Genomic DNA, 26,047 nt, shown 5'->3' with positions numbered 1-26,047 from the left:
TAGTGGACCACGTCGCCGGCCTTGTCGACCACCTTGGTAACCGTGTCGCCGTCAACATCCGCCACCGTCTTGGTGACGTTCAGCGCCGGCTTCAGCACGATCGGCACCGATGCCGTCGCGGTATCGGGACCGGTCTGGTCGCTGTCCGCCGTCGCAAGGTTGTCGATGTCGCCGTCGCCCGTCACGCCGTTGCTGTCGATGTCGTCCTGCGTCGCCGTATAGCTGGCGGTGTAGGTCCAGGTCTCGCCGACATCGAGCTTGCCGTTACTGTTGGTGTCGCCACCCACGAAGGTTGCGTTGGTCGTTCCGCCCGCCTCGACCTTGTCGGTCACCGTGATCCCGGTCAGTGCCACTTCGCCGGTATTCTCGACCGCGATCGTGTAATGGACGACGTCGCCGGCCTTGTCGACCACCTTGGTAACCGTGTCGCCGTCAACATCCGTCACCGTCTTGGTGACGTTCAGCGCCGGCTGCGGAATGTGATTGCCGATCGGATCGACCGTGACGACTTGGCCCACGGTCGTAATCGTGGCGGTCTCGAAGTTCCCGGTGGTCTGCGTCTCACCTGCCGGCGTTACTTCGTCAATCTGCCATGTACCCAGCGGCACCCCGTAGAAAGTATAATTGCCGTTGGCATCGGTGACCGTGGATCGCTCGCCTGCGTCGAGCACGCCATTCTTGTTGGCATCGATGAAGATGGTGACGCCCGCGACGCCGGGCTCGCCCGCGTCCCTGATGCCATCTGAGTCGACGTCACTGAACTTGGTGCCGGTCAGCGTCCCCGCCGACTGCAGGTTCCACTCCTCGAAACCGCCAGCGGCGACATAGTCCCCGCCTAGTGAGCCCATATCGACATAGAGATACATGTAGGTCGTCGCCGGATCGAGGCCGGCGAACTTCGAGACGGGAACCAGGACTGCGTAATCATCCGTGCCGCTTCCGGTCGACACTTCGCTCAATTTCAGCGAGACGTCGCCGGTCGGACTTCCATCCATGCTGTAAACGAGATTCTGAGTGAAAAGCGTCGTAGTGCTTTCGATGGTGCCGCTTGTCGAGGAGTAGATCTTGAACTGGTCCAGCGAGATCTGGCCATTTGGATTGCTATTGGCCTCGTTGAGGTCGACGCGGAATTCGTAATATTCGATGCCGTTGACGACGATGATAGGCACCGAGGACAGAAGGACTGTGTGGGTTTTCGATTGATCGATGTCCTGGTTGGTCGAGTTGATCGGCGGCGTGTCGTCCGAATTGAATCCTTGCTCGTTTCCGGACTGGGAGGGCGTCGGGCTCAGGGCAAGGAACGTGTTGTAGTTGCCGGTGCCCGAACCGATGTTGGCGGAGTCGAGGAAAATGGCCCCGTCGATAGTGGTTTGCGAACCGGCAGCCGTAAGATCAATCTCTGTGGCCATCATCATACTCCTGTAAATTTATCGGTGTCGAAGCTATCAATCCGCCGCTGTGGAGAGCCACAGCAGCCCGGGCGCGCGACCGCTCTGCCCGTGAACGCTCGGTTCTGGACCTTGGAAGACTTCGTCGATCGCGATGTCGAGCAGGGTCGCCTGAAATCTATCGACCCAGTTCGAAAATCTAGTGCTTTAGAAACCCTTCACAGCCTAAACCCTCCGGCTCGTCACGATGGAGGAAGTTCGAATACCTCACGTCCAACAAAATCCAATCGACCGAGAATCAAATTTGTTCGGCCGCTTCATTGCAGCCAGGGCAACAAAAAAGCCGGCAACGCGAACAGCGCGTTCCGGCGACCTAAATCCAAACTTCAAAGACGCTACATGCACGCATCAATCCAACGCCTGCGAATGCTTCGCACAAAATCGTGCCTGTCGGACAACGTCGCGGCAGGCACATCCTTTCCAGGATGTAAATAGCTAAGCGTCTTTTGCTCAGAATGTAAACACAAATTTCCACTTTTTCCCGATCCGCCCGCAACCGAGATGACTGGCATATCAAGGCGCTGGCCCGGAGGTAATCCCGTTCGGGTTCGTGGACGAGATCGAAAAGGCCAGCGGTCCCGGGAACGTCTGGCTGTCGTTCGGCCTGCAATATTGCGCCCCGTATTGCCCCAGGAGGGAATGTTACCGGGATGAAGGTCTCCGGGCTGTCCCAGGCCGGCGCCCGAGCCTTTGGTGGGCGCCGCATTCCATCCCTGTGCGGCGCCGGTTGGCGCGAGGCACCCCCGCAAGCTTGACGCCAGACCTCGGTCGTCAGGACCACACGCGTCTAGCCCTTGGGTATCACCCGCTGCGCCAGCACTGCATCGGCGCTCTTGATGAGCCCGCCGGCCAACTGCTTCGCAGCGTCCGGCGAGAACGCGTAGCCGGCCTGGCGATCCAGCCGGTGATTGAGGATGAAGAGCACGAGACCGCGGCCGCTGGTGTCTGCGGAAATCGTGCAGTTCTTCGGGATTTCGAACCTCACCTCTTCGGCCTTGCCGGCCGCGCCCGGTTGGGTCTGCGCTGCGGCTTCAGCGCTGGGGGCGGCTGCTTCGGCGGCGAAGGCCGGTCCCCCTCCATTTGAAGCCGCTGGCTGCGCGCCGCCTCGCACCTTTGTCAGCGCCGCGATCAGATCATCGACGCAGTCACTGGCCAATCTCAGCTCCAGTGCACCGGTATATTTGCCCGTGGTCTGGACAATGAATTCCTTTTTGTCATCCGACATGGTGGCGGAACTCACCGCCGCAATCCTGATCGCCATTAGCCCAATGCCCCGAAATATGGTTGGGGCCTCGCTGGCCCCTGTTTCCCAACTATCCGCCGACTATACCGCCGAGGGCGGCCTGCGATAGCACCTCCGCTGGTCGCCCGAAGATCAGGCGACGCACCAACCTTGACTCATCCGCCTTGCCGCTTCCACACGAGCGACCTAGGATAAAGCCTTGTTACGGTCAATTCGCATTGCAGCACGATGAATATCAATCCCGCTTCCCGGATCATTGCAGAGTTGCGGCCGAAGTACGAGATCAAGATCGACCTCGACGAGCGATGCTTCCTGTTTCCGGCCGGGAAGTCGGTCAGCCAGTTGCTGTTGCTGTCGGACGGCCACACCATCCTCATCGATGCCGTGTATCCGTTCAACCAGGCGCGCACGCCACCGCGGCTCGCAGCGCTTGATCTCGACGATGCCAGGGAGTTCGGGCGGCGGCTGGTCGAAGCGGTCCATACGGCGCGCACCCAGCTGGTTGGCACGAACGGCATCAGGATATCCATCAACGTGATCGCCAATGGATATCACCTCCAGTTTGGCGACATGAACGCAGCGACCGAACTGTTTCTCGGCACCGGCTGCATCTGGCGTGTCTGCCAGGGCCTGCTCCGCATCGTAGACCTGATCGCACCGATCGAATCGAACTGAAGCGTAGCCACTTCAGGAGGCGGTCTCGACCAGCGGCTCCAGATAGCTGCGATGCAGCGTTTGCGGATGCTTGTGTCCGTCCAGAATGACCCGCAACGCGTTCTTGGTGTGGGCAAAGCCGATAACCCGTCCGGTCCTGCCGTCCAAACGCTTGCTATGCTTGCCGAGGGACTTCACCCGGAAGCGGCTGCCGATCGCAAGATCCAGCAAGAGCGCGTCGTTTTCATTCATGGCGATCAACTCTTCATCAAACGTCTCTAGGACAGGATCACCCGGTCAAGCTACAGGCTACGCTTCTCCACGAGGCTGCTGCAAAGCCGGCGATCATCCTCCGACATGCCGGACGGCGTCTCTCCATATTTGAAATAGGCCAGGATATGCGCCAGACGAGCAGCGTGCTCGATGGCGCTTCGCCTCTTCGCGCGCTGCCAGGCAGTGCGCTGATGCCCACTCATGGCGAGCTTTGTGGCCGTCTGCACCTCCATGGACAACACCGAGATCAGCGTGCCGCGATCGACATCAATGAGCGAATTCAACAAGGCCTCTACTTCACGCATTCAGTTCAGTCCGCCTGTTAGCGCCAACTACACATGGAAGATGAAGTCGGCGGCCTTGAGGTTCGACGCCACAATATTCTTGAGCAGAATGGAGTCGTTGGCATCCAGCGTCACCAGCGTGTCGTTGGGACTGTCCGCCGCCGAAGCCCAGGACACGTTCGTGAACTGGCGAACGTCGAGCCTGTCGATTCCCACCGTGAAGTCGGTGATCGTATGCTGGACGGGCGTCGAAGCCGGAGGGGATGCGAACACGAACTGGTCCCGTCCCACGCCCCCGGTAAGCACGTCCTGACCGCTCGCAGCGAAGAGGACGTCGTTGCCGGAGGTGCCCTGCACGGTCGACCCGGTGCCGTTCTGGAAGATGAAATTCACGCTCTGAGTGGCGCCGGCAATGTCCGACATCGTCAGCGCCACCTTTTCATACGCGGGTGGCGTACTGCCGGGCGTGTAAGTCACGACAGGCGCGGTCGGAACGCCCGGATCGCTGTCGGTCACCTGAATCCCGTTCACGGTGTACGTGCCGCCGTTGAAACTGACGGCCAGCTGGCTGGTATCGATGACAGGCCCCTGATGATTCCAGCTGATCTTCGTGCCGCCCTGCCCGTCGGAAGCGATGAGGAATCCGGCCGGATCGTAGCTGCCGCCGAGAGCGAACGAACCGGTGCCGAAATCGACATGCAGACCACCCGAACCGGACACGCTGACGTTCGCAGGAGCGATCCCGACGAGATCGATCGTGTCTCCAAATGCAAAGCCGGTGACCGTGCCGGTGAAATCAGCGGCATCGGCAAGCACCAGCGTCCCGGGCGTGCTCGTGCCGGTGTCGAATGTAACGTTGGCGTCCGACGCCGCGTTGAACACCAGCGAAGCACTATAGATGACCGCCGCGCCGCCGCCGGTCACCGCGGTCCCGATGGTCAGGCCGCCGGATTCCACCGCGATTGTTCCGGTATTGGTGAAGCCTGCCAGGCCCAGAATCGACGACGTGCCGGCGCTTTCGATCGTGCCGAAATTCGAGAGCGTACTGGTGCCGGTGAACGTGCTGGCACCGCTGAATTGCCAGTCCGCCCCCGCCTCGTTCGTGAACGTCGCGTTGTAGGCGAGGACGATACCCTCAACGACGCCGGCATTGTCTATGGTGACCAAGCCCGTGCCGGTCGTGGTGACGTCGAGCCCCGCCGTGCCACCAATCACCGAACCGTCGATCGTCACGCTCACATCGCCACCATCGAAGCCGAACGCCGCAACGCCGTACCGTCCCGCGAAAACACGGGAATCCGACTCGACCGTAACAGCTATGTCGCCGTCTCCGTAATTCACCGCGCGGATGCCGTCGGTTCCGGTCGGCGCGACGATCGTGGCGTGGTCGTAGACAAATACATTTCCGTGGACCGCATTGTTCGCCGTGTTCTGATTGTTGGGATTGTAGCCGGCCAGAATGCCTGCGGCGGGGTCGGCGGCGACGGTGCCCGTCGGCGTCGTTCCGGAATGGATCGTACCGGACGCATTCACGAAGATCTCCGCCGTCGCCGGCACGACCACGGTGGGATTGAGCGGATCTGCCGTGGTCGCCTTGTTCAGGGCAGCAATGCCCGTGCTCCCGGACGTGATGCTCGTGCTCGCCGACGTCGTGACATAGACGCTGCCGGGACCGAAGTTCTGGGCGAGGATGCCAACTCCCGATCCGTTCGGCGGATTTGCACCGCCGAGCGCCGTGATGATCCCCGAGAAATTGTTGACGCTGACGTCGCCGACACCGAAGTTGTACGCCCTGATGCCATCGCCCGCATCGGCGGTGATATTGCCGAAATTGTTGACGACAACCTCGCCATTGACGCCATAGTTCGCGGGATTCGGCGGATTGTTCAGGCTCGGGTCTGTCGCCTGGCCGATATAGCCTGCGAGAATACCGGCCGGCTGGTTGTTGAATCCGGTGGTGCCGGTGCCGGAGTGTATGGAGGCCGCGTTCGTCACGATCACCGAACTGTTGAACGACGGCGCAATGCTGGTGGCCTCGTTGACCGCGTTGATGCCGGCGCTGCCCTGGTGGGAGTCGATTGTATCTCCCGTCGATGTGACCACCGAAATGCTGCCGGCGTTGGTGCTCAGGGCGAGGATACCGTAAGCCTTGTTGAACGTTGCGGAGCCGGCGGTAATGGTCGTGTTGGCATAGACGGTGACGGCAACGTCACGGGCCAGCGCGCTCGCCGTTACCGGATCGGTGAATCCGCCATCGGCGTGAGCATAGATGCCATTTGAGCCCGCCGTGATGTTGGCACCGGAAGCAACGTCAATGGTGATATTGCCGTAGCCGAAATTATAGCCCTGCAGGCCGACACCGGCGGCGGAGACGACCGCCGCGTTGTTGATGAAGACGTTGCCGCTGACATACTGGTTCGCATGCCCTCCTCCGCCAAAGAACCCGGCGGCGATACCGGACGGCGTGCCGCCACTGTTGGTGGACAATGCGCCGGCGGTGATCGTGCCGGCTGCCGTCACCGCGACCACGGCAGGTTTACCAGCGGCGACGCTCGCCGCAAACAAATTGGCCAGATCCGAGCCCGCCGTCGGGTTTGCGTCATTGACGGCGTTGATGCCGGTGCTGCCGGCATTGATGGAGGACCCGTTCGACGTCACAACAAGGATATCGCCCGGACCACGATTGGTTGCTGCGATGCCATAGGGAGCATTGCCGCCCAAAGAGGACGTTGCGGGCGCCTGGGTCTGTATCGAGACACCCGAGCCGACCGTGACGGTGATATCGCCCACGGCATAGTTGTAGGCGCTGATGCCTGCGCCTGCGGCCGCGAAGATGGTCGACGTGCCAGCCGCTGCAGCGTTGACAATGACATCGCCATAGACGGCGGAGTTGAATACGCCCTGCAGTCCCGGATTGTAGCCCGCCTGCATGGCAGACGGCGGACCGCCTGAGTTGTGGAGATTGGTGCCTGATGAAATGGACCCCTGGCTGTATACCGAGACTGTGCTGCCGCTGCCTTGAGCAATGGCGATGGCCTGGTTACCGGCGTTGATGCCCGTGCTGCCCGAGGTGATCGTGCTGTTAAAGCCTGTATTTACCAGCGTGCTGCCTTTGCCATAGGTGTAGGCGAAGATGCCATACTGGGCGTCACTGGTGGCAGGATTGACTCCATCATTGGTGACGCCGGCAGCGGTGGCCGTGATCGTCTGGTCCGTCCCTAGCGTGACCGAGGCATCCCCAGACCCGAAGTTGAAGGCGTGAAGGCCATCACCGTACTTCGCAGTGATGCTGCCGCGAGACTCAATAATGACATTGCCCGTGATCTGCAGGTTCGGCGTGTTTTGCGTAGGCGACGTGTTATTGTTGAGAATGCCCGCGCGAATACCGGACACCCCGGCTCCCAAGGCATTGGCCGCACCATTGTTGCCGCTGGTGATATTTGCGGAGTTGTAGACCTGGACGCCGGCAGAAGTGAATGTTTGTTGCCGCGCGATCGCAATGATGCCCGAAGTGCCGGCGCTGATGGTTGTAACATTCGACGGCGCAGCATTCGACGTCGCAATGCTGACGCCGCCACCGCCATTGGCAATGGCGACAATTCCAAACGCGAGTGTACCAGTTAGCGTTGCGCCGGGCCCGACGACGACATTGCCATTGCCGTCCCACGTAAGGGCCTGAATGGCCGACTGTCCGCCGGTGACGTTGCCGTAATCGACGACGTCGGCATTTCCGCTACCGCTGCTCGGAAGGTTGGTGAGATTGACGTTGATGCCGAGATCGCCTCCGGAAACAGTTGCTGCGTTGATGATCGCGCCGCTGGCGCCGGACGTTCCAACGCGCAAGGCGGAATTGGTGGTCGGTCCGGTCACCGAGACGGACGAGTTCGCGTTGACCACGAGCGCATAGGTGTTGGCGGCCGCGGTATCGGCCGTGTTGATGTTGTAGCCGGAGCCCGTGTTGCCGCTGATAAGATCGCCGTCAAGAACATAGACGCTGTAGCCGTTGACCGGCGCCACCGGAGTGATAGTGGTCGGCGCGGTGACGCCCGTGACGATTGTCGTACCTGCGCCTACATTGGGCACCAGAACCAAACGGTTCGCGGACAGCACGTCAAATATGTTTCCTGTAAGCCCGGCGCCCGTCGCATTGAAAAAGCTCTGCGCGGAACTGACCGTCATCGTCGGGCCAGTGAAATTGGCGCCCTGCAGCGTGATGACGGAGCCGATGTTGCTCTTGCCTGGATCGGGATTGAAGTTAACCGGTGCGGTGACTGCAGCGGGATTGTCCAGCATCAGCAGCCCACGGCCGGTCAAACTGATCACCTGTGTGGTGTCGACGGAGAGACCGAGTTCGAGCGCCGAGCGGTCGCCCAAGGATATTGTGCCGGTCGAGCCGACTGGATTGCCGGGAGCGTTACTCACATTGGCAAAAATCTGCGCCGAGCTGTTCGACGCAATCTGGATGGAGCCAGTGTTCCACAGCGAAATTGCGCTTGGGCCGAAGAGGGCGGCAAGGCCGGACATGCTAATGGTGCCGGCATTGCTGATCACATTCGTGCCGCTGCCAAAGGAGTTCCAGCCGTTGGTCTTCCAGGTTGCCCCAAGCGCGTTGCTGAAGCTGCCGCTGCCAGTCCCGCTGAAGCTGATATTGCCGGTGATCGAGCCGTTGTTGGTGACCGACCCATTGCCGGCGAAGAACGAGATGGCGACGTTGTTGGTTGTGCGGGCAAAGAGCGTCGAGGCGATGGACTTGCCCGCGGCGTTGGACACCGTTGCAGTCTGAGTGCTGTTGCCGTTGCCGATCGTCACGACGGGCATGAACGGCACACCGGGCGCATTGATCGTTCCAGAATTGGAAATCGAGATCAGCCCGTTGACCGAAGCACTGGATCCGTTGCCGGCCGAGACGCCGATGGCCGCCGCGCTGATGGCGCCCTGGTTGTCGATCGTAATGTTGCCACCCGCGGCCGAGAATGCCGTGACGCCGGCTCCCTGCGCAGCTGTGATCGACGACGTCGGCCGCAGCGTTGCGCTGATACTGCCATTGCCGTTGTTGTAGAGATTGATGCCGGATCCCGAAGCCGCGGTGACAGTCGCCGCATTGTCCAGAACGACGTTACCGTGAATGTTGGCCGGCGAGAGGACGGAGTAGCCAGCCGAGATGCCGGCAGGCGTGCCGCCGCCCGAGAAGAAATTGAAGCCCGAGTTGATTGTGCCCGTCGACGTGGTGACCGATATCTGATTTCCGGATGCGACGCTGGCGGCCGCCGAATTGGCGTTGATGCCATAGCCGCCGGAGATGAACTGGTCATTGGCGCCGGTCGTGATCGTGATATTGCCGCCGCTCGTGTTGTTGGCGTTGATTGCGGCAAGGCCCATGAGCGAACTCGCAGTCACCGCGGCAGCCGTCGGCGTCGAATTGGCTTCGACACTGATCGAAACATTGGAAGGCGACGCGGTGCCGTTGACGGACGAACCAGCGGCGATGCCGAATTGCGCACCGCTCACAGACTTGTCGGCCCTGTTTATGATCGTGATGTTGCCGTAGCCGACATTGAAGCCGATGATGCCATATCCGGCTCTCGCCGAAATATTGGCTGCATTATCGACAAGGACCGAGCCGTTGATGTTCGGGTTTGAAGTCCCGTTGCTACCATAGTATCCAGCGGAAATGCCCGCCGGCTGGGCACCTCCGGCCGACAGATGCACACCCGAGTTGATCGTGCCGGCGGCCGTGACGGTGACGGTCGAGCCCGCGCTCTGCAAAATAGAACTGGCCTGATTGATCGCCAGGATACCGTGCGATCCCGAGGTGATGCTGGAGCCCGCAATCGTCGTGACCGAAACGTTGCCGGTGCTGCTGCTTGAACCGGCGATGCCGTAGACATCTCCGGCAATAATGGTCCCGGAATTGCTGATGAAAACATTGCCGGGCCCGAAATTGTAGCCGCGGATGCCGTCACCACCCGCCGCATTGATGGTGGCGGAGTTGTTGATGACAACGTTGCCGAACACGTTGGCATTGACGGTATTGGTCGTGCCGCCCTTATAGCCGGCGAGGATGCCGGCTGGACGGCCGCCCTGTCCGGTCAGGGCCGTACCTGAGTTGATCGCGCCGCTCGCATTGACCGAAATCGAACTTGCGATCACCCCGCCGACCTTGGGCAGAGAGATCGCTTCATTGTACGCGTTGATGCCAACACTAGCTGACGTGATGACCGTGCCGGCGCCCGCATTGATCTGGATATTGCCGGCACCCTTGGATTGCGCCTCGATACCGTAGAGCGTCGAACCTGTGATCTGCGCTGTTGCCTCGAGCGGATTGGGCGCCGTGGTTACACTGATATTGCCGTTGCCATTGGTCTGAACGCGGATGCCGTCGTGACCACCCGTGACATTTCCGCTTTGGTTGACGGTGATGTCGCTGTTGCTCGCGGAATTGAGGTTGACGGCGACGATCCCGCTGAATGCGGCGCCCGTTCCCGTCACGTTGCCTGATCCGTTGATCAGGATGCTGCCCGTGCCTGTCGCGTTCTGCTGAGCAAGGATACCCCTGCCCGCCTGGCCGATCACCGTCCCCGACGTCGTGACCGTGATCGATCCGGCGGCATTCTGGACCACGGAGATAGCGCTTCCGGCTCCGGTGATCTGGCCGGTGGGATTGACGGTCAGGTTCGCGGGATTGCCCGCATTTGCGCCGGTCGCATAGAGGTCGATCGCATCGCCCGCGCTGGTCGTGATGTTGCCGCTTCCGCCGATCGCGACCGGCCCGCTTGCGATCGAAATGGCATTGATCGCTGCAGTGACGGCCGCACCAATCTGCAAAGTGCCGCCGGATCCCGTGAACTCGACGACACCGCCTGCCGGGTTCATCGAGACGCTGGCGCCACCGCTGGCCACCAGTATCGGCAGGCTCGCCGTCGTCTCGACATTGCCCGCCGAATCGACCACGCGCGTGAAGTAGGTGAAATTCGAGCTTCGGATCGAACTGTCAGTGAAGGTCCATCGGGTCAAGCCGTTCCGGGCGACATCCGTCCACGTCAAATTGTCCGTGCTGATCTGGACCTTGTCGCCAAACGCAAGCGTGCCATTCGTGCCCGTCACGATGATCGAGGTGCTGGTCGAAGACGAGCTTCCGGCGACGGACGAAATCGCGACGGATTCAGTTGGCAGACTCGTGTCGACAATGAAGCTCGCATTGTCGGCCACCGCAGCCGCGGTCAGCACCGCGGCATTGCCGGCTGCATCCGTGATCGTGCCGCCGTTCAGGCTCAGCGCGTTGGCGTCGAGGCTGATGCCGTTGGCGTCATTTTGGCCGGCCTGGATCGTGTAGGTGAACACGAGCTGCGTGGTGCCGCTGCCCGAGGTGTAGCCGGCCTGCACCGGTGTGCCGCCGATGTTCAGTGCCAGCTGCGGTGTCCCCGTCACCGTGACGCTCTCGTTGAACGACACCGTGACGCTGACGACGTCACCGGCATTGAGCGTGCTGTTCTGAGCCCCCGTCGCGCTGGTGATCGCTTCGCTGCTCACCGCCGGCGCGGCGGTATCAACCTTGTAGCTGGCATTGTCGGCCACCGCCGCCGAGGTCAGCACGGCCGCGTTGCCGGCGGCATCCGTGATCGTGCCGCCGTTCAGGCTCAGCGCATTGGCGTCGATGCTGATGCCGTTGGTATCGTTCTGCCCGGCCTGGATCGCGTAGGTGAACACGAGCTGCGTGGTGCCGCTGCCCGAGGCGTAGCTGGCCTGCACCGGTGTCCCACCGATGTTCAAGGCCAGTTGCGGCGTCCCCGTCACAGAGACGCTCTCGCCGAACGTCACGGTGACGCTGACGACGTCGACGGCATTGAGCGTATTGTTCTGCGCGCCCGTCGCGCCGGTGATCGCTTCGCTGCTCACCGCCGGCGCGGCGGTATCGACCTTGTAGCTGGCATTGTCCGCCACCGCGGCCGCAGTCAGCACCGCCGAATTGCCGGCGGGATCCGTGATCGTGCCGCCGTTCAGGCTCAGCGCGTTGGCATTGATGCTGATGCCGGTGGCATCATTCTGCCCGGCCTGGATCGTATAGGTGAACACCAGCTGGGTGGTGCCGGTGCCGGAAGCGTAGTTGGCCTGCACCGGCGTGCCGCCGATGTTCAATGCCAGCTGTGGCGTCCCGGTCACCGTGACGCTCTCGCTGAACGTCACGGTCACGCTGACGACGTCACCGGCATTGAGCGTATTGTTCTGCGCGCCCGTCGCACTGGTGATCGCCTCGCTGCTCACCGTCGGCGCGGCCGTATCGACCTTGTAGCTGGCATTGTCGGCCACCGCGGCCGCCGTCAGCACCGCCGTATTGCCGGCCGCATCCGTGATCGTGCCGCCGTTCAGGCTCAGCGCGTTGGCGTCGATGCTGATGCCGCTGGCATCGTTCTGGCCGGCCTGGATCGCGTAGGTGAACACCAGCTGGGTGGTGCCGCTGCCGGAGGCATAATTGGCCTGCACCGGTGTGCCGCCGATGTTCAGTGCCAGTTGCGGTGCTCCCGTCACCGTGACGCTCTCGTTGAACGTCACGGTGACGCTGACCACGTCGCCGGCATTGAGCGTATTGTTCTGCGCCCCCGTCGCGCTGGTGATCGCTTCGCTGCTCACCGCCGGCGCGGCCGTATCGACCTTGTAGCTCGCGTTGTCGGTCACTGCGGCCGCGGTCAGCACCGCGGCATTGCCGGCTGCATCCGTGATCGTGCCGCCGTTCAGGCTCAGCGCATTGGCGTCGATGCTGATGCCGCTGGCATCGTTCTGGCCGGCCTGGATCGCGTAGGTGAACACGAGCTGGCTGCTGCCGCTGCCCGAGGCGTAGCTCGCCTGTATCGATGTTCCGCCGATGTTCAAGGCCAGTTGCGGCGTCCCCGTCACAGAGACGCTCTCGCTGAACGTCACGGTCACGCTGACGACGTCACCGGCATTGAGCGTGCTGTTCTGAGCCCCCGTCGCGCTGGTGATCGCTTCGCTGCTCACCGCCGGCGCGGCGGTATCAACCTTGTAGCTGGCATTGTCCGCCACCGCGGCCGCAGTCAGCACCGCCGAATTGCCGGCGGGATCCGTGATCGTGCCGCCGTTCAGGCTCAGCGCGTTGGCATTGATGCTGATGCCGGTGGCATCGTTCTGCCCGGCCTGGATCGTATAGGTGAACATGAGCTGGGTGGTGCCGGTGCCGGAAGCGTAGTTGGCCTGCACCGGCGTGCCGCCGATGTTCAATGCCAGCTGTGGCGTCCCGGTCACCGTGACGGCCTCGCTGAACGTCACGGTCACGCTGACGACGTCACCGGCATTGAGCGTGCTGTTCTGAGCCCCCGTCGCGCTGGTGATCGCTTCGCTGCTCACCACCGGCGCGGCGGTATCAACCTTGTAGCTGGCATTGTCGGCCACCGCTGCCGCGGTCAGCACCGCCGCGTTGCCGGCGGCATCCGTGATCGTGCCGCCGTTCAGGCTCAGCGCGTTGGCATTGAGGCTGATGCCGGTGGCATCGTTCTGCCCGGCCTGGATCGTATAGGTGAACACGAGCTGGGTGGTGCCGGTGCCGGAACCGTAGTTGGCCTGCACCGGCGTGCCGCCGATGTTCAATGCCAGCTGTGGCGTCCCGGTCACCGTGACGCTCTCGTTGAACGTCACGGTGACGCTGACCACGTCGCCGGCATTGAGCGTGCTGTTCTGCGCGCCCGTCGCGCTGGTGATTGCCTCGCTGCTCACCGTCGGCGCGGCGGTATCGAGCGTGATGATCAGTGCTGCGGTCGTTGAACTGTTGCCGAAACTGTCGTTTAGTCTGGCCGAGATTGACTTGGCGCCGTCAGGGCCGAGATCACCGTCGGTTACGGTCAAGCTCACGCTCTGCGCGCCGATGTCGGCTGCGCTGATCGTGTGCGTGACGGGATGGGCGAACGGCGAACCATTGAGCAATAGCTGGATCGTATCTCCCGCCACGACGTTGGCACCGAGCACGACCGTGAAAGTCGGCGCGGTCACGTTCGTCGTGTTGTCACTGCTGGAACTTCCGGAATCGGAGCCTGCCACCAGGTCCGGTGTGCCGCCGGTCGGGGCATTGGTGTTCAAGGTGATGACCACCGTGTTGCTGACGCCCTGGTTGCCGGCGGCGTCGGTCGCTTGCGCGGTCAAACTGTTGGTGTCGCTGTGCAGCGTGACGTCGGTGCTCCAGGTGCCGTTGGCCTGGATGGTTGCAACGCCAACGACGGCGCCATCGTCCAGCACGGTCACAATCGCGCCCGCGTCAGCGGGATCCGCCGTGCCGGCAATCGTCTGCACGGATTGATTGGTGTTGCCGCCCGGACTGGTGATCGCCAGCACGGGCGCACTCGTGTCGAGCGTGATCGTCAAGGCGTTGGTGGTCGAGCTGTTGCCCGCCAGATCGGTAAACCGGCCGGAGATCAGCTTGAGCCCGTCAGATCCAAGATCACCGGGGCTCACCGTGAAACTGACGCTTTGGGCCGCGATATCGCCGGAGGTGACGGTTCGCACCAGAGGATGGGAGAATGACGACGCGTTCAGCAGCAGCTCGACCGTGTCGCCCACAGCAACACCGGCACCAAGCGCGACCGACAGCGTCGGCGCCAATAGGTTGGTGTTGTTGTCGCTGCTGGAGGTGCCGGAATCCGAGCTCGCAATCAGATCCGGCGTGCCGCCGGACGGGGCGGTCTGGTTCAGCACGTAGCTGTGGCCAATGCCCGTAGCGATATTGCCGGCCAAATCGATGGTGCGGACCGACAACAAACTGCCTGCCCCGGAGAGGATCACCCCCGATGCGGACCACACGCCCCCTGCGGCGTTTGCCGTCACCCAGTTCGTGCCGTCGATGCTCAGCTGAATCGACTCACCGGGATCCAGCGCGTCCGTGTACGTTCCTGTCACGGTCTGCGACGCCACATTGGTGACGAAATCGCTCGACGAGCTGCCGCTGTCCGAACCCAGTGCCGTCACCGTCGCAACCGCGGACGGAGCGCCGGTGTCCAGCGTGTAAGCATGCCCGCTGCCGGCGAGGCTGTTGCCAGCCAGATCGATGGTCCGAACCGACAGCGTGCTCCCAGCGGCCGACAGCGATACTCCGGATGCTGACCAGGTGCCATTCGATGCATTGGCGACCGCAGTTACCCAGGTCGCGCCGCCGTCGGTGCTAACCTGGATGGACTCGCCGGGACCCAGGCTACCGGAATAGGTGCCGCTGACCGTCTGCGACGCGATATTGGTGACGAAATCACTCGAGGAGCTGCCGCTGTCCGCCCCCAGTGCCGTCACCGTCGCAACCGCTGACGGCACGATGGTATCGAAGCTGTAGCTGTGGCCGGCCCCGGCCGCGATATTGCCCGCCAGGTCGACCGTGCGGACCGACAGCATGTTCCCCGTTGGCGACAGTGTCATGCCGGATGCTGACCAGGTGCTGTTGGCCGCATTGGCCGTAGCGCTGACCCAGGTCACACCGCCATCCGCGCTGACTTGAAACGTTTCGCCGAAAGCCAGGACACCCGTATAGGTGCCGCTTACGGTTTGCGACGGCACGTTGGTGACGAAATCGGTCGAGGAGCTGCCGCTGTCGGAACTCAGCAGCGTCATCGTCGCAACCGCCGTGGGTGCCACAGTATCCAGAGTGTAGCTGCGTCCCGTCCCCGACGTGATGTTACCGGCGAGGTCGATCGTGCGAACGGAAAGGAAGTTGGTGCCAAGCGATAGCGACACACCAGATGCTGACCAGACGCCGCCCGATGCGGCCGCCGTCACCCACGTGGTGCCATTGTTGGCGCTGACCTGGATCGTCTCCCCCTGCCCCAAAGCACCGCTATAGGTGCCGCTGACCGTCTGCGAGGTCACGTTGGTATTGAAGTCGGTCGCCGAGTTACCGCTGTCGGCGCTCAATGCCCCGACGGATGCAGCCGCCGCCGGCGGCGTCGAATCCAGCGTCAGGACGACCGTATTGCTCAGACCCAAATTGCCGGCCACGTCGATGTCCTGGGCGACGAAACTATTGCCGCCCTCGGAAAGCTGTACGATCACGCTCCAGCTGCCGTCTGCCTGGACGACGGCACCGGCTATGGCCTGCGCATTGTCGAACACGATCACGGTGGTTCCGGCATCCGCCAAATCGACCGTTCCGGAGATTCTTTGGATGGCCTGGTTGGTCAGCACATCCGAATTGTCGATCGTGACCGCAGGCGGAGCTGTGTCGATTGTGACGGCCTGCGCGGCGGAGCCGACGGTGTTGCCGACGGAATCGACAACACGCACCTGGTACGAAAAGCTCGCATTGTGGATGCTCGGATCGGTCAGGCTCCACGTCGTCCCTGTCGCCTGAACAACGTCACTCCACGTGAGACCGTTGTCGCTGCTGACCTGGATCTTCTCGCCGGGCGAGAGCGCTCCGTTGCTGCCGGAGACCGACAACTGGGTGCTGTTTGTGATGAAATCGCCGGACGCTCCACTATCAGGACTGATCGCCGTAATGGCCAGCGGCAGCGTGATGTTGAGACTTGCGGTCGAAGCCGCAGACTTGATCGTATCAGAGACCGTGTAGCCGAAGACAACGTGGCCGCTGAATCCCGGATACGGCGTGTACGTCCACGTCTGATCGCTATTCTGGACCAGACCCCCGCCTCCACTCTGGATCGTCAGTGACGAGATGAACAGGGAGGGACCGTCGATGTCGGCGACGCCCTTGAGCAAGGCCGTCGGCGTGATGACGTAGGGGCTGTCCTGCTGCCCTTGTGCGAGCGTTACCGGCGCCGCCACCGGTGCCGCATCGGTCGTCTGGATGGCAGGCTGAATGCCGTCGTGCACCGTTACGAAGACGGGGATGGTTATAAAGCCATTGTCAGCGGAGAGCCTGATGATGAATTCTTGCGTGGCTGTCTCGCCGAAAGACAGCGCCGCAAAGTCGCTCTTCGCCTCAGCGAAGTTCCAGTTGATATGCCCGTTTGCGTCAAAGCTGGCGCTGAAATATGGGGTCGCATCGCCAAATTGATCCGATACGCCGACCGTGACGCCCGTGTAGTCACCCGTGACAGCAATCGATCCTTTGGCAGTCAGGACGTCGGGCGACTTCACCGTCTCCAGAATGATCGCGCTAAGTCCCGAGGTCGGATCGGCAAAGAAGATGTTGCTGCTGCTGCCGAAGGCGACGTACTGGCCGCCGGCGCTGATCGCGGCGCCGCCATTGGACGCTGTACCCACCCCGTCCGAAACCAGCCGATAGGCGGGGGCCGCCGGATCCGTGACGTCGACGATATAGATATCGGCGAACCCGTTCTGATCGGCCGAGGTCAGCCTTGCCTCGCTCGTGAAGACGATGAAGTGGCCGTCCGGGCTCAGCACCGGACTATAGCTGCTGCCCGAGGCGTTGGACGTGTGAAACACGACGGCCCCGGCATTCAAATCATAGAGATAGATCTCGGAATGGCCGGTGCCGTCAGTCCCCTGATAGGCGATCATGCGGCCATCTGCGCTGATGGTCGGCGCAACCGCACCGGCCCCGACGGAGGTGCGGGCAATCTCGGCCAGTTCACCCGTCGATAAATCGAAGGCAAGGAGCCTGCCCCCGCCTCCTGGAGCAGCCACATCCGAGTTCCAGAAGGCAATCAGGTGGCCGTCGGCGCTGATGGCGGGCTTCCAAAGCGCCCCCGAGCTCCCCACCGCTCCTGGCGTCACCGTTCCTTTGAGCGTGCCGTCAAGACTGTAGATTGCAACGTTGCCGCCATCCTGTTGCACGACGATCGTGCTGCCGTCACCGCTGACGGCGGGGGCGCTTCCCGGCGCCAGCGCGGTTTGAACATGATAGTGCGCCGGATCGGAAGGATCGGTGCCATAGACGAAGACGAAGCTCCCACCACCATCAGAGCCCTGATAGACGATATAACGACCATCAGAGCTGATCGTCGGTGAACCGTAACTCCAGCCGTTCGCCGGAGACGCGATGGTGGTGGTCGCGCCCGCCTCGTGGCTGAAAAAATAGATCGTGCCGTCGGGATCGTAGACGACGTCGCCATTGGCGCTCATGACCGGGCCGATGTGATCTCCCGGCCCGGAGGTGATCGCCGCTACGTTCGGCGGAGTGACGACGAATGGAACGGCCGACAGTTTGACCGGGACAACGATCGGCCCCTCCGCAACGGTGCTGCTCGCAGGCGGGCTTGTGCCGGCGTCGGAAGCCGGGTTGACCGTGACGACAACGACCGGGGGCACTGCGCTCGAGGGCGGAGTGGCGCTTGTCCCGGGCAGAGAATGATATTCCGTGCCGGGCGGCTGCAGCGGCGGGCTTCCGGCGAATTTCGTCGTGCTGTTCGGATTCGGGTTGTTGTTGTTCTGGTCCCTGTTCTCCGTGTGCTGGGGAAGATTTGGAAACAGCTGTTTGCCGGCATCATATGTGCTCAGCACCTGCTGGAATGCACCGAATTCCTGCGCGACCTGATCTGTCGTCTTGTTGCTCTGCTGAGCAATCACGTCGAAACTCGCCGTCGGCGTCAGCGTCAGCGTCGATCCGTTGCTCGTGACAGTGCCGATCAGGACGCCGGCCGTATTGAAAACCTGAACGGCGTGCACCAGACCGTCGCGCTGATCGATGACGGAAACCGAAATCCTGCCGTCGGTCGCCGAAACGTCGAGGATCACAGCCGTGCCGCGAATCCCGATCGTGGCGCTGGGTGTTGCCACCCGCATGTCGCCAGTCTTCGCAACTTGTCCCGCCACAAAGCTGGCGGCGCCCTGAACCAAGGTCATCAGCGAGCTGTTGGATGTGCTGCTGGCATCATAGGTCAGTTCGTTCAGCATGAACCGCGAACTGGCGGAAAGGTTGAATGTCGTGCCGTCGTCGAGCACGAGACCAAGGGTCGAGTCGCTACCTGTCTGCACCAAGTCGTTCTGGTAGACCGCATCACCGACGTTGGTGACGATCGTCACGCCATTGCGGACGATGCTCGCGCTGCCGGTCATCTTGACGACATGGCCCACCACCTTGCCGCCAGCCGCGGGCGCGCCGGCCTGCGCATATTGGGTGTGTCCGGTCAGAGCATCGATGACGCCGGGATCAAGGTGTGCGCCTTCCGGGGAAACGAGCAACGGGCGCGCGTGATCGCGGAAATAGTTTGGCACGACGACGCGATGGAGCGGATCCGAGAGGATCAGGTCGGCGCCGATGCGCACGAAGTCGCCGGAGAAGAGAAGGTGTGCGTCCGGGACCGCAACCACAGCGCGCGGCGTTTCCGCCAACGCGTCGCTCTCGAATTGAAGGGATTGGTGCCCCAAGCCGTTCGGCAAAAACCTGTCGGTGTGGTTCAAGACGCCACCGTAAATAGTTAAAAATTAATTAAATCGATTTTAAGTACCATTTCGAAGTTCCCGCGAAAAGTAGGGACGAACGTCCTGGGCGAGTTTTCGGCACCGTAATTAATTCGGACCGCGGATGGCGAAGAAGCCCGACGCAAATCCGCGCCAGGCGATTGAAAATGCTTCTGAATCTTAATTTTCGCAGTGAGCTTTTTCGTTTATCCGAACGCGACCTCGGGCTCGCGGAGGGTCGGGGGAAACAGCCCGGACCTCAGTCCAAACGGATCCCCCCCTTTAATCGATAGCCGCTCTACCGTCCGTCCCGCATCGGGAAAAATGTCAGGAATGGTTGGTCGGCATCGCTGCGAAGCGTGATAACAGCTCGAGCGGGTCCGGCCATCGAAACGGAAGGGGATTGAACCGGACCAGACGGTTTTTCACGGCTGACCGATCAGACTGCCACGAGCGCGGGGCGCTGAAGCGTACGGCACGTCCGACAAGAACTTTCACCCACCGTCGGCACGCCTGCCTCGATGCGCTATTCCCCAGTTCCCGTGCGCCGTGCACAAGGCGAATGGAAACTGGTTGCTTCACGCGCCCGCTCGCTCCTAGGATAGCTGCACTCCCTCGCTTCGCCGCGCGGCGACGGGATCAAGTGTGCCGGAGCAGAAGCTATGCCCAAAGCGGAAAGCTTGTCGATCGACAAAATTCGCGTTCCGACCAAGAGCAGAAGGACGCTCGATCCTGCACTCGTTCAAAAGATCGCGGAAAGCATCCTGGAGATCGGACAGCAGGTTCCTATTTCCGTTCGCGCCGAAGATGCTCAGTTCGTTCTGGTCGACGGACTGCATCGGCTTGAGGCCTGCAAGGCCCTTGGTGAAATGTCCGTCATTGCCGTCGAGGTCGCAGCAGAGAGTCTTCCGCACAGAAAGCTGCTGTCCGACAGCACCGAACTGGAAGCCGAGCGCAACAAGATGGCGCGATTGAAGCAACTGCGACTTGAGCGGGAGGCCGCCGCAGCAAGCGCGGCTGCGCCGGCAAAGCCAGGCTTGAATCGGCAACCGGAACGAAGCACTGGGGCCAAACCGATCGCATCGTCGACGCGAACCAGCCGGACGGCAGCAGCATTGGCGTCCAGGCCGAAAACCCTGTCACAATGGATCGCTCAACAGAAAAGCGACGGTGGTCGTTATTGACCCTTCGCCGCGCGGTCTCGGCGCGATCCGGCGGGCCCGCAAGCGTCTGTCGCCTATTGCTACATGAGAATTGGCCGGATCAGAGGCGCAGAAATGAGGCGCCGACCCCGGGACCATCGGCGCCCCTCCACGCGCAGCTTACGATTGGCGCGCGATCAGTGCTGTGTCATCCACCGCTCGCCCTACTCGAACGCGGCGATCTTCCGACTTGGGACTTTCGAGGTTTGACCGTCCCGCCCGGGAGTCTCACCCGGGATCCAAACAGTGTCCCGGCGCGAGCCGCCGTCGATCCTCGCCGCTATTCGCCGCGCACCAGCATGTCTCTTTAACGCGAGGGCGGGATCAGCGCTCGCAGAATGTCCGGCTTCCAGGCCTGGCGCGCGCTGTCGAAAGCCGCGAAATCATGGTCGAACTGCCAATAGGCCCATGACCAGCCCAGCCTGTCGGCGCTTTTGGCGACATACGACAGGTATCGCGCGCGACTATCGGATGGCGCGCGCTCGTACACGCCGAACTCGCCGAGGTAAACCGGGCGCTTCTCTTTCTCTGCCCAGAGGCTCATCTTCTTGAAGTCGGCCGCGGCCCGCGCTTCATCGTCCTGCGAGCCCCAATCCAGCGGACCGATCCGCGAAAACGTCGGCGACCACGGCGCACCCTGATGCGTGAACCGCAAGGGCGCGTAATAGTGAAACGTGACGATGAGGTTCCGGTCGTCGGCCGGCAGAACCAGTTCGTCGACGGGATTCTCATCGACGTTGAGAACGGCTGCAATGACCGGCCGCACTGGATTGGTGCGGCGGATGATGCCGAGGCATTCGTTGAGCAGCGAATTCCACTCGGCGGAGGTCATCTGTCCGCCCGGCTCGTTCAAGACCTCGAAGATGAGTTTCGGATACTTGCCGGTATAGCGCTCGGCGATCTGCCGCCAGAACGCCTTCAGCTTTTCCGCACATCCGGCCACGTCGCTCTGGCAGACATGGGTATCGTGCTCGTCGAGAACGGGAATGAGATTGCGCGCGAGGACCTCCTCGATGACGGCGTCAAGCCGCCTCAGCACGATCTCGTCCAGGACATTCCCCGGCCCCATGAACTTGAATCCGAAGAAATTAATCCTGACATGCGCAAACCCGGCCTTCTTGATGGCCGTCAGATTGTCCAGGCGGAACGGCACATTCTGACCGCCTTCCCAGATCCCGTCATAGCCGAGAATGTTGATGCCGCGTCCCAGTTTCGGCACGCCATTGGAAGCAACCTGCGCGGCGGCGAGGGATGGCGAGCAGAGCGCCGCAAGGAAAAAAGCCGCTGCCGCAAGATCGAGACTCTTCGGCCAGCGAACACGGATGACGGTCATCTGCTTCCATCCCAGAGACTAGAAATCTGTCTGTCGTCGTACAGGTCTGCACGTCGCAAAGAAAAACCCGACCAGCAGCACCGACGTGAACATCGTCGAGCGAAGGAACGTCGTCTCCGTGAAATTGGTCTGGAAGCTCAGGACGACAAATCCGATGATGAGGGCGCAGTGCGACCGATCGATCGATCGGGCGGAAATGAGATGGAGCATCCTGTTCGAGAACAGAAGAACGCTTCCCGCGAACAGCACATACCCCAAAAATCCCGTCTCGATCAGGATCGCGATGTAGCCGCTGTGATAATTGTCCAGCACCCAGGTGTGGTTCTGTTCGAAATAATCGTAGATCGACGGAATCGTCCAGAACCCGTTGATCCCGAAGCCGAGCAGCGGGGCGTCGTCAAAATGGCTTATCGCGTAGTGCCAGATGAGGGTCCGCTCGGTAAAGTCGATGCTCGCATCGCCGATATGGATGGCGTCATATCCCGTCGTGTAGAAGTAGAGAAACAGGAAACCGGCCAATATGCACATGACGAACGGCAGGACCGCATAGAGCCTCATGCAGGTGACCGACCACATCGAGGTTACCAGCAATGCGCAGGCAGCCAGGGCGACAGCACCGGCGCCTCGCGATTCCGAGGCAAGGACGCATGTCGACGCCAGAAGGAATGTCGCGAGGAACGCCGACCAGCCCTGCCCTCTCATCTTCAGGTAGCAGGCAAAGAACATCAGATAGGCGCCGACGAAGCCAAGCGTCTGCTTCGATTCATAGACGCCCTGCCATTGACCGCTGTGCATCCAGCTGTGGTCGATCCCGATGTCGGGAACAGCGACCGCGAAGAAGGCCGATGCGGCGACCAGGACGAAGAGTCCAAGGGACGTGGCTCCTACAATCTCGTCGATGTCGATGCGCGTGACGAGGCAGAAGGCGCCGAAGGTCGTCATCGCGAGCGCCGCACTCTTCATCAGCGCTGCGACGTTCAGGCTGGACCAGAATACGGAGATGACGGCGAAACCGTAGAATGCGACCAGCGCGATCAAATCGGGGTTGATCTGCAGACGCAGGCGCGGCCGCACGAATGCGCTTGCATATATCAAGACGACCCACATCAGGATCGCGACGGCCTGCTGCAGATAAGTCAACTCCGCCGGCAGCAGCCCGGTGTTGAGGGTGCCCATCGACGCAACGACATTGATGGTGATCGAACAGCGGATTGCGGCCGTGGCAATCTTCTCGATGCCAACGCTGCGCGTCTTCCAGATCGCGCTCTCGGGTACCCCGGAGTCCGCATCGGTCTGTAGGCTGGCCATGAGCCGACCTTCCCCAGACGCGGTTAATTATTTGCTAGCGCAGGTTGACGTCCACGTCCGAGCCCTTGCGATCGCGAAACGTTAAGAATTCGGTAACGATACGAACCAGGCTCGACGGATTAATGCAAATCGTACCGCGTCGGTATCTCGATCGCCACTCCCCTGCTATAAAACCTCGGTTCCGGCTCGATCGACCCATTCCCGAGCGACATGATTTCCCTGGTTACGCATGACGACGTCTAGCAATACGTTCGATATCGCCGTCGAGCCGGCATTCGACTTTCTCTCTCCGGAATATGCAGATCTGTTCGACGGTTCGGCCGCGACCGCCTTCCAGCATCCGCTCTGGCTGCACAGCCTCTACAGCAGGCTCGCATCTCATGCCGACGCAACCCCGCTGGTCGTCGTGGCTCGTCGCCATGCGAGCCGCGCCCTTGCGATGGTGCTGCCTTTGCTGCGGGTCCGGCGCGGTCCGATACGAACCGTCGAATTCGCCGACCTGCGCGTTTCCGACTATCTGGCGCCCGTTTGCAGCCCGCAGGTGTTTGCCGAACTGCTCAGAGATGCGGACGCATGCGCGGAGATCCGGCATCTCGTCCGCCCCTTCGACCTGCTCCGGATGACCAAGCTGCCGGACGGGCGGCTTCCAATCGAGAGCCTCCTGGACGCACCCCGCCGGGTCACGATGGACACCAATGCCTATGCGACGGTTCTCGTCGCTCCATTCGAGCAATGGCGCGCCAGCGCCCTGGATCGCTCCTACCAGAAGGAGCTCGCAAAGAAATATCGTCAGCTCCAGAAGAAAGGCGTACTCAGCTTCTCATGCTGCGATGACAGCGCCTCCATCCTCGAAGCGCTGGACGTGATGAGGAAATTCCGCGGTCCACGCTTCCAGTCGCAGGGCGACGGAGACCTGCTCCAGCGACCCGAATATTATGACTTCTATTCCGACGTTGCGGTCCGCGGCCTCGGCTCCTTTGTGCGGCTCTATGCCATGAAGATGGATGGCGAGGTGATCGCCGCCGTGCTTGGATTGCACCACCGTGACAGCTTTCTCGTCATCATGAGTGCCTTCGACATCGCCGGCTACAAGAGCCAGTCACTGGGCGCGCTGATGTTCGAGCAGGTGGCGAGGGATTGCATCGAGCGCGGGGATCAGATGCTCGACTTCACGATTGGCGACGAGCCATACAAGAAACTGTTCGGCGCACAGCCTTCGCCAATGTGGACCGTCACCCAGGCCGGCAGCACGGTGGGCGCCATATCGCTGTTTGCACTAAAGCAGGCGCCCTGGCTCAAGCTGGCCGCCAAGCGAATGTCGGAGTTCAGGCTCCTGCCGACCCGCAGCACGACCCCCACGCGCTAACTGGCGCGACGGCGCGCAGCACTCAGGCGCGCAACGCGCTTCGAACTTGCGCGAGCCAGCCTGGCTGCATCTGATCGACCCGATGGGTGATACTGCGCCGCAAGAAGTGCAGCCGCCGCCGTACGTCCCAGCTGATGTCGTTGCGGGACGTCAGCGCCTGTCGGAAGCGCGCCATCTTCAGCGACTGCTGGTCCGCCGCGATCTTGTCGGGATCGGAATAGAACTGCGATATCTTCTCCGTACCCATGCCCGCAGTTGCGAGCCAGCGCGGCGCATATTCGGTGCAAAGACGCTCGACGTCGACCAGCAGGCGGGCGACGCCCGTGCCGGCCGCCGGGCAGTTGGTCTGGAACGCATCGCCGATGAGCACGATTCCGGGCTGGAGATGTCCTTCGACAACGGACAGATCCATCACCCAGTTCTGGACCCGCTCCGTCACGCGGAAATCGCCGAGGAAGCTCTGCAATCCCGGCAGCAACCGCAACAATGTCGCTTCGGTATCTCGACGCAGGTCACGCATGACAGGATCTGTCGGATCCCGGAACATGAAGAGATTTGCCCGCATGCCTGCGCGCACCGGAAACAGGCTGAGATAATCGACGCCGTCCGCCGTACGCTCGCCGTAGCAGGTCAGCGCCTCGAAATCGAACGGCGCGCCATCGCGGCGGGCGATGGTGAAACCGAACGAGACCGAATGGCGCTCCGCCAGCACGCGCCGCCTGATGCCGAGCTTGTAACCGAGCGCTCCCGCCATGCCCGTGGCCAGAACGACAAGGCGCGCATCGATGCGCCTCCCCGAGGCGAGCTCGAGATGCTGGACATCGTCGCTATAGTTGATCGCGGCGACCTCGTCGACGATCAGACTTGAGGGATCAGGTAACTGGCTTCGCGCCATGGCAACGAGATCGGCATAGGGAAGCCCGTAAGCCCGGCCGACGGTGACATCGACCACCTTGCCTTCCCTGACATTGAGCACGCGATCATAGAGGCAACCGGCGCTCGCGAGAGCATCGATGAAGCCGAGCCTGCGGAACAGCTCCAGCTGATGGCCGCCGATCTTCTCCACCCGAAACTCGTCCGGGGGGACCGCGCGCTTGTCGATCAGAGCGACGCGATGCCCTGCCCGTGCAAGGACGCCGGCCGCGAGCGATCCCGCAAGGCCGCCGCCGACGATCGCGATGTCCGCAGCGATCGTCGAAGTCTCCGCTGCCGCGATCGCTTCGGTCACGGTGCTATCCGCCGTCATGGTCCAGGCTCCCACAGTTAACGGTGGTTCCACGTGCAATTTTCCCGCCTGATGTCGCATCGCAGGGCCGAACGCGATCATTTCCAGAGATCGAGGTTAACGGATCACGGGATGACCCGTCCCGGCACGCCCCTTGCTCGGGATGATCCACAAAACCCGGCCTTCAGTCCTGTCACGGTTCAACACATGACCGTTTTCCGTCAGATCAGCAGCCCGTCGAGCGGTGACGCGGCATCACGTCGCTTTTCGATTGCGCCGGTCTCTGCTCTATCTGGGACAAGAGGGACGCAGATGTTTCAGGGTGAAGCAGCGGCCCACGCCGGCACCGCCGGCGGATGCGATGATTCCGCAGACGGTGCATTAACACTCATGATTTCCCGG

General features: G+C 61.9%; 11 protein-coding genes. 3 read left to right on the top strand and 8 right to left on the bottom strand.

Going from position 1 to position 26,047, the window contains the following annotated elements; translation table 11 throughout:
• Both GGD63_RS10655 and GGD63_RS10650 read right to left on the bottom strand, forming a co-directional pair.
• The coding region (locus tag GGD63_RS10655; protein ID WP_210315727.1) for an SdrD B-like domain-containing protein at positions 1-1,409 on the bottom strand (1,409 nt) is incomplete at its 3' end.
• A gap of 826 nt (positions 1,410-2,235) precedes the next feature.
• The gene (locus tag GGD63_RS10650) at positions 2,236-2,709 is read right to left on the bottom strand and encodes a hypothetical protein (RefSeq protein WP_183241528.1); all 474 of its coding nucleotides are present in this window, start codon (positions 2,707-2,709) and stop codon (positions 2,236-2,238) included.
• A 210-nt stretch (positions 2,710-2,919) separates the two neighbouring features.
• Here GGD63_RS10650 and GGD63_RS10645 point away from each other — a divergent pair, with 210 nt between their 5' ends.
• Complete coding sequence (locus GGD63_RS10645; RefSeq protein ID WP_183241526.1) at positions 2,920-3,366, top strand: hypothetical protein; 447 nt, start codon at positions 2,920-2,922, stop codon at positions 3,364-3,366.
• A gap of 12 nt (positions 3,367-3,378) precedes the next feature.
• Here the strand turns inward: GGD63_RS10645 and GGD63_RS10640 are convergent, their stop codons facing one another.
• From GGD63_RS10640 to GGD63_RS10630, 3 genes are read right to left on the bottom strand one after another with little or no spacing between them, the layout of a single operon-like run.
• On the bottom strand, positions 3,379-3,606 hold the full coding sequence (locus GGD63_RS10640; RefSeq protein ID WP_409334053.1) for a hypothetical protein: 228 nt from the start codon (positions 3,604-3,606) through the stop codon (positions 3,379-3,381).
• A gap of 41 nt (positions 3,607-3,647) precedes the next feature.
• Entirely contained in the window at positions 3,648-3,902 is a 255-nt protein-coding gene (locus GGD63_RS10635; protein ID WP_183241524.1) for a hypothetical protein, read from the bottom strand.
• A 48-nt stretch (positions 3,903-3,950) separates the two neighbouring features.
• Positions 3,951-19,211: an Ig-like domain-containing protein gene (locus GGD63_RS10630; RefSeq protein ID WP_183241522.1), complete on the bottom strand. Its 15,261-nt coding sequence runs from the start codon at positions 19,209-19,211 to the stop codon at positions 3,951-3,953.
• Positions 19,212-19,873: 662 nt separating this feature from the next.
• Here GGD63_RS10630 and GGD63_RS10625 point away from each other — a divergent pair.
• A complete protein-coding gene (locus GGD63_RS10625) occupies positions 19,874-20,395 on the top strand; it encodes a ParB N-terminal domain-containing protein (RefSeq protein WP_183241520.1) in 522 nt (173 codons plus the stop codon).
• 325 nt (positions 20,396-20,720) lie between these two features.
• On the opposite strand, the gene GGD63_RS10620 is transcribed toward GGD63_RS10625, so the two are convergent.
• Together GGD63_RS10620 and GGD63_RS10615 are read right to left on the bottom strand one after the other, a co-directional pair.
• On the bottom strand, positions 20,721-21,746 hold the full coding sequence (locus tag GGD63_RS10620) for a glycoside hydrolase family 5 protein (protein WP_183241518.1): 1,026 nt from the start codon (positions 21,744-21,746) through the stop codon (positions 20,721-20,723).
• A gap of 18 nt (positions 21,747-21,764) precedes the next feature.
• Entirely contained in the window at positions 21,765-23,054 is a 1,290-nt protein-coding gene (locus tag GGD63_RS10615) for an O-antigen ligase family protein (protein WP_183241516.1), read from the bottom strand.
• A gap of 229 nt (positions 23,055-23,283) precedes the next feature.
• On the opposite strand from GGD63_RS10615, the gene GGD63_RS10610 reads away from it, so the two are divergent.
• Positions 23,284-24,420 carry a GNAT family N-acetyltransferase gene (locus GGD63_RS10610; RefSeq protein ID WP_183241514.1) on the top strand — a complete coding sequence of 379 codons (1,137 nt, stop codon included), beginning with the start codon at positions 23,284-23,286 and terminating at the stop codon, positions 24,418-24,420.
• 22 nt (positions 24,421-24,442) lie between these two features.
• Here GGD63_RS10610 and GGD63_RS10605 read toward each other — a convergent pair whose 3' ends face one another.
• Entirely contained in the window at positions 24,443-25,666 is a 1,224-nt protein-coding gene (locus GGD63_RS10605; RefSeq protein WP_183241512.1) for an NAD(P)/FAD-dependent oxidoreductase, read from the bottom strand.
• Between the last annotated feature and the right edge of the window lie 381 nt (positions 25,667-26,047).

The organism is Bradyrhizobium sp. cir1 (assembly GCF_014198245.1).
Taxonomy (GTDB): domain Bacteria; phylum Pseudomonadota; class Alphaproteobacteria; order Rhizobiales; family Xanthobacteraceae; genus Bradyrhizobium.
Note: the sequence above shows the minus strand (reverse complement) of the source record. Positions and strands in the feature narration are given on the sequence as shown.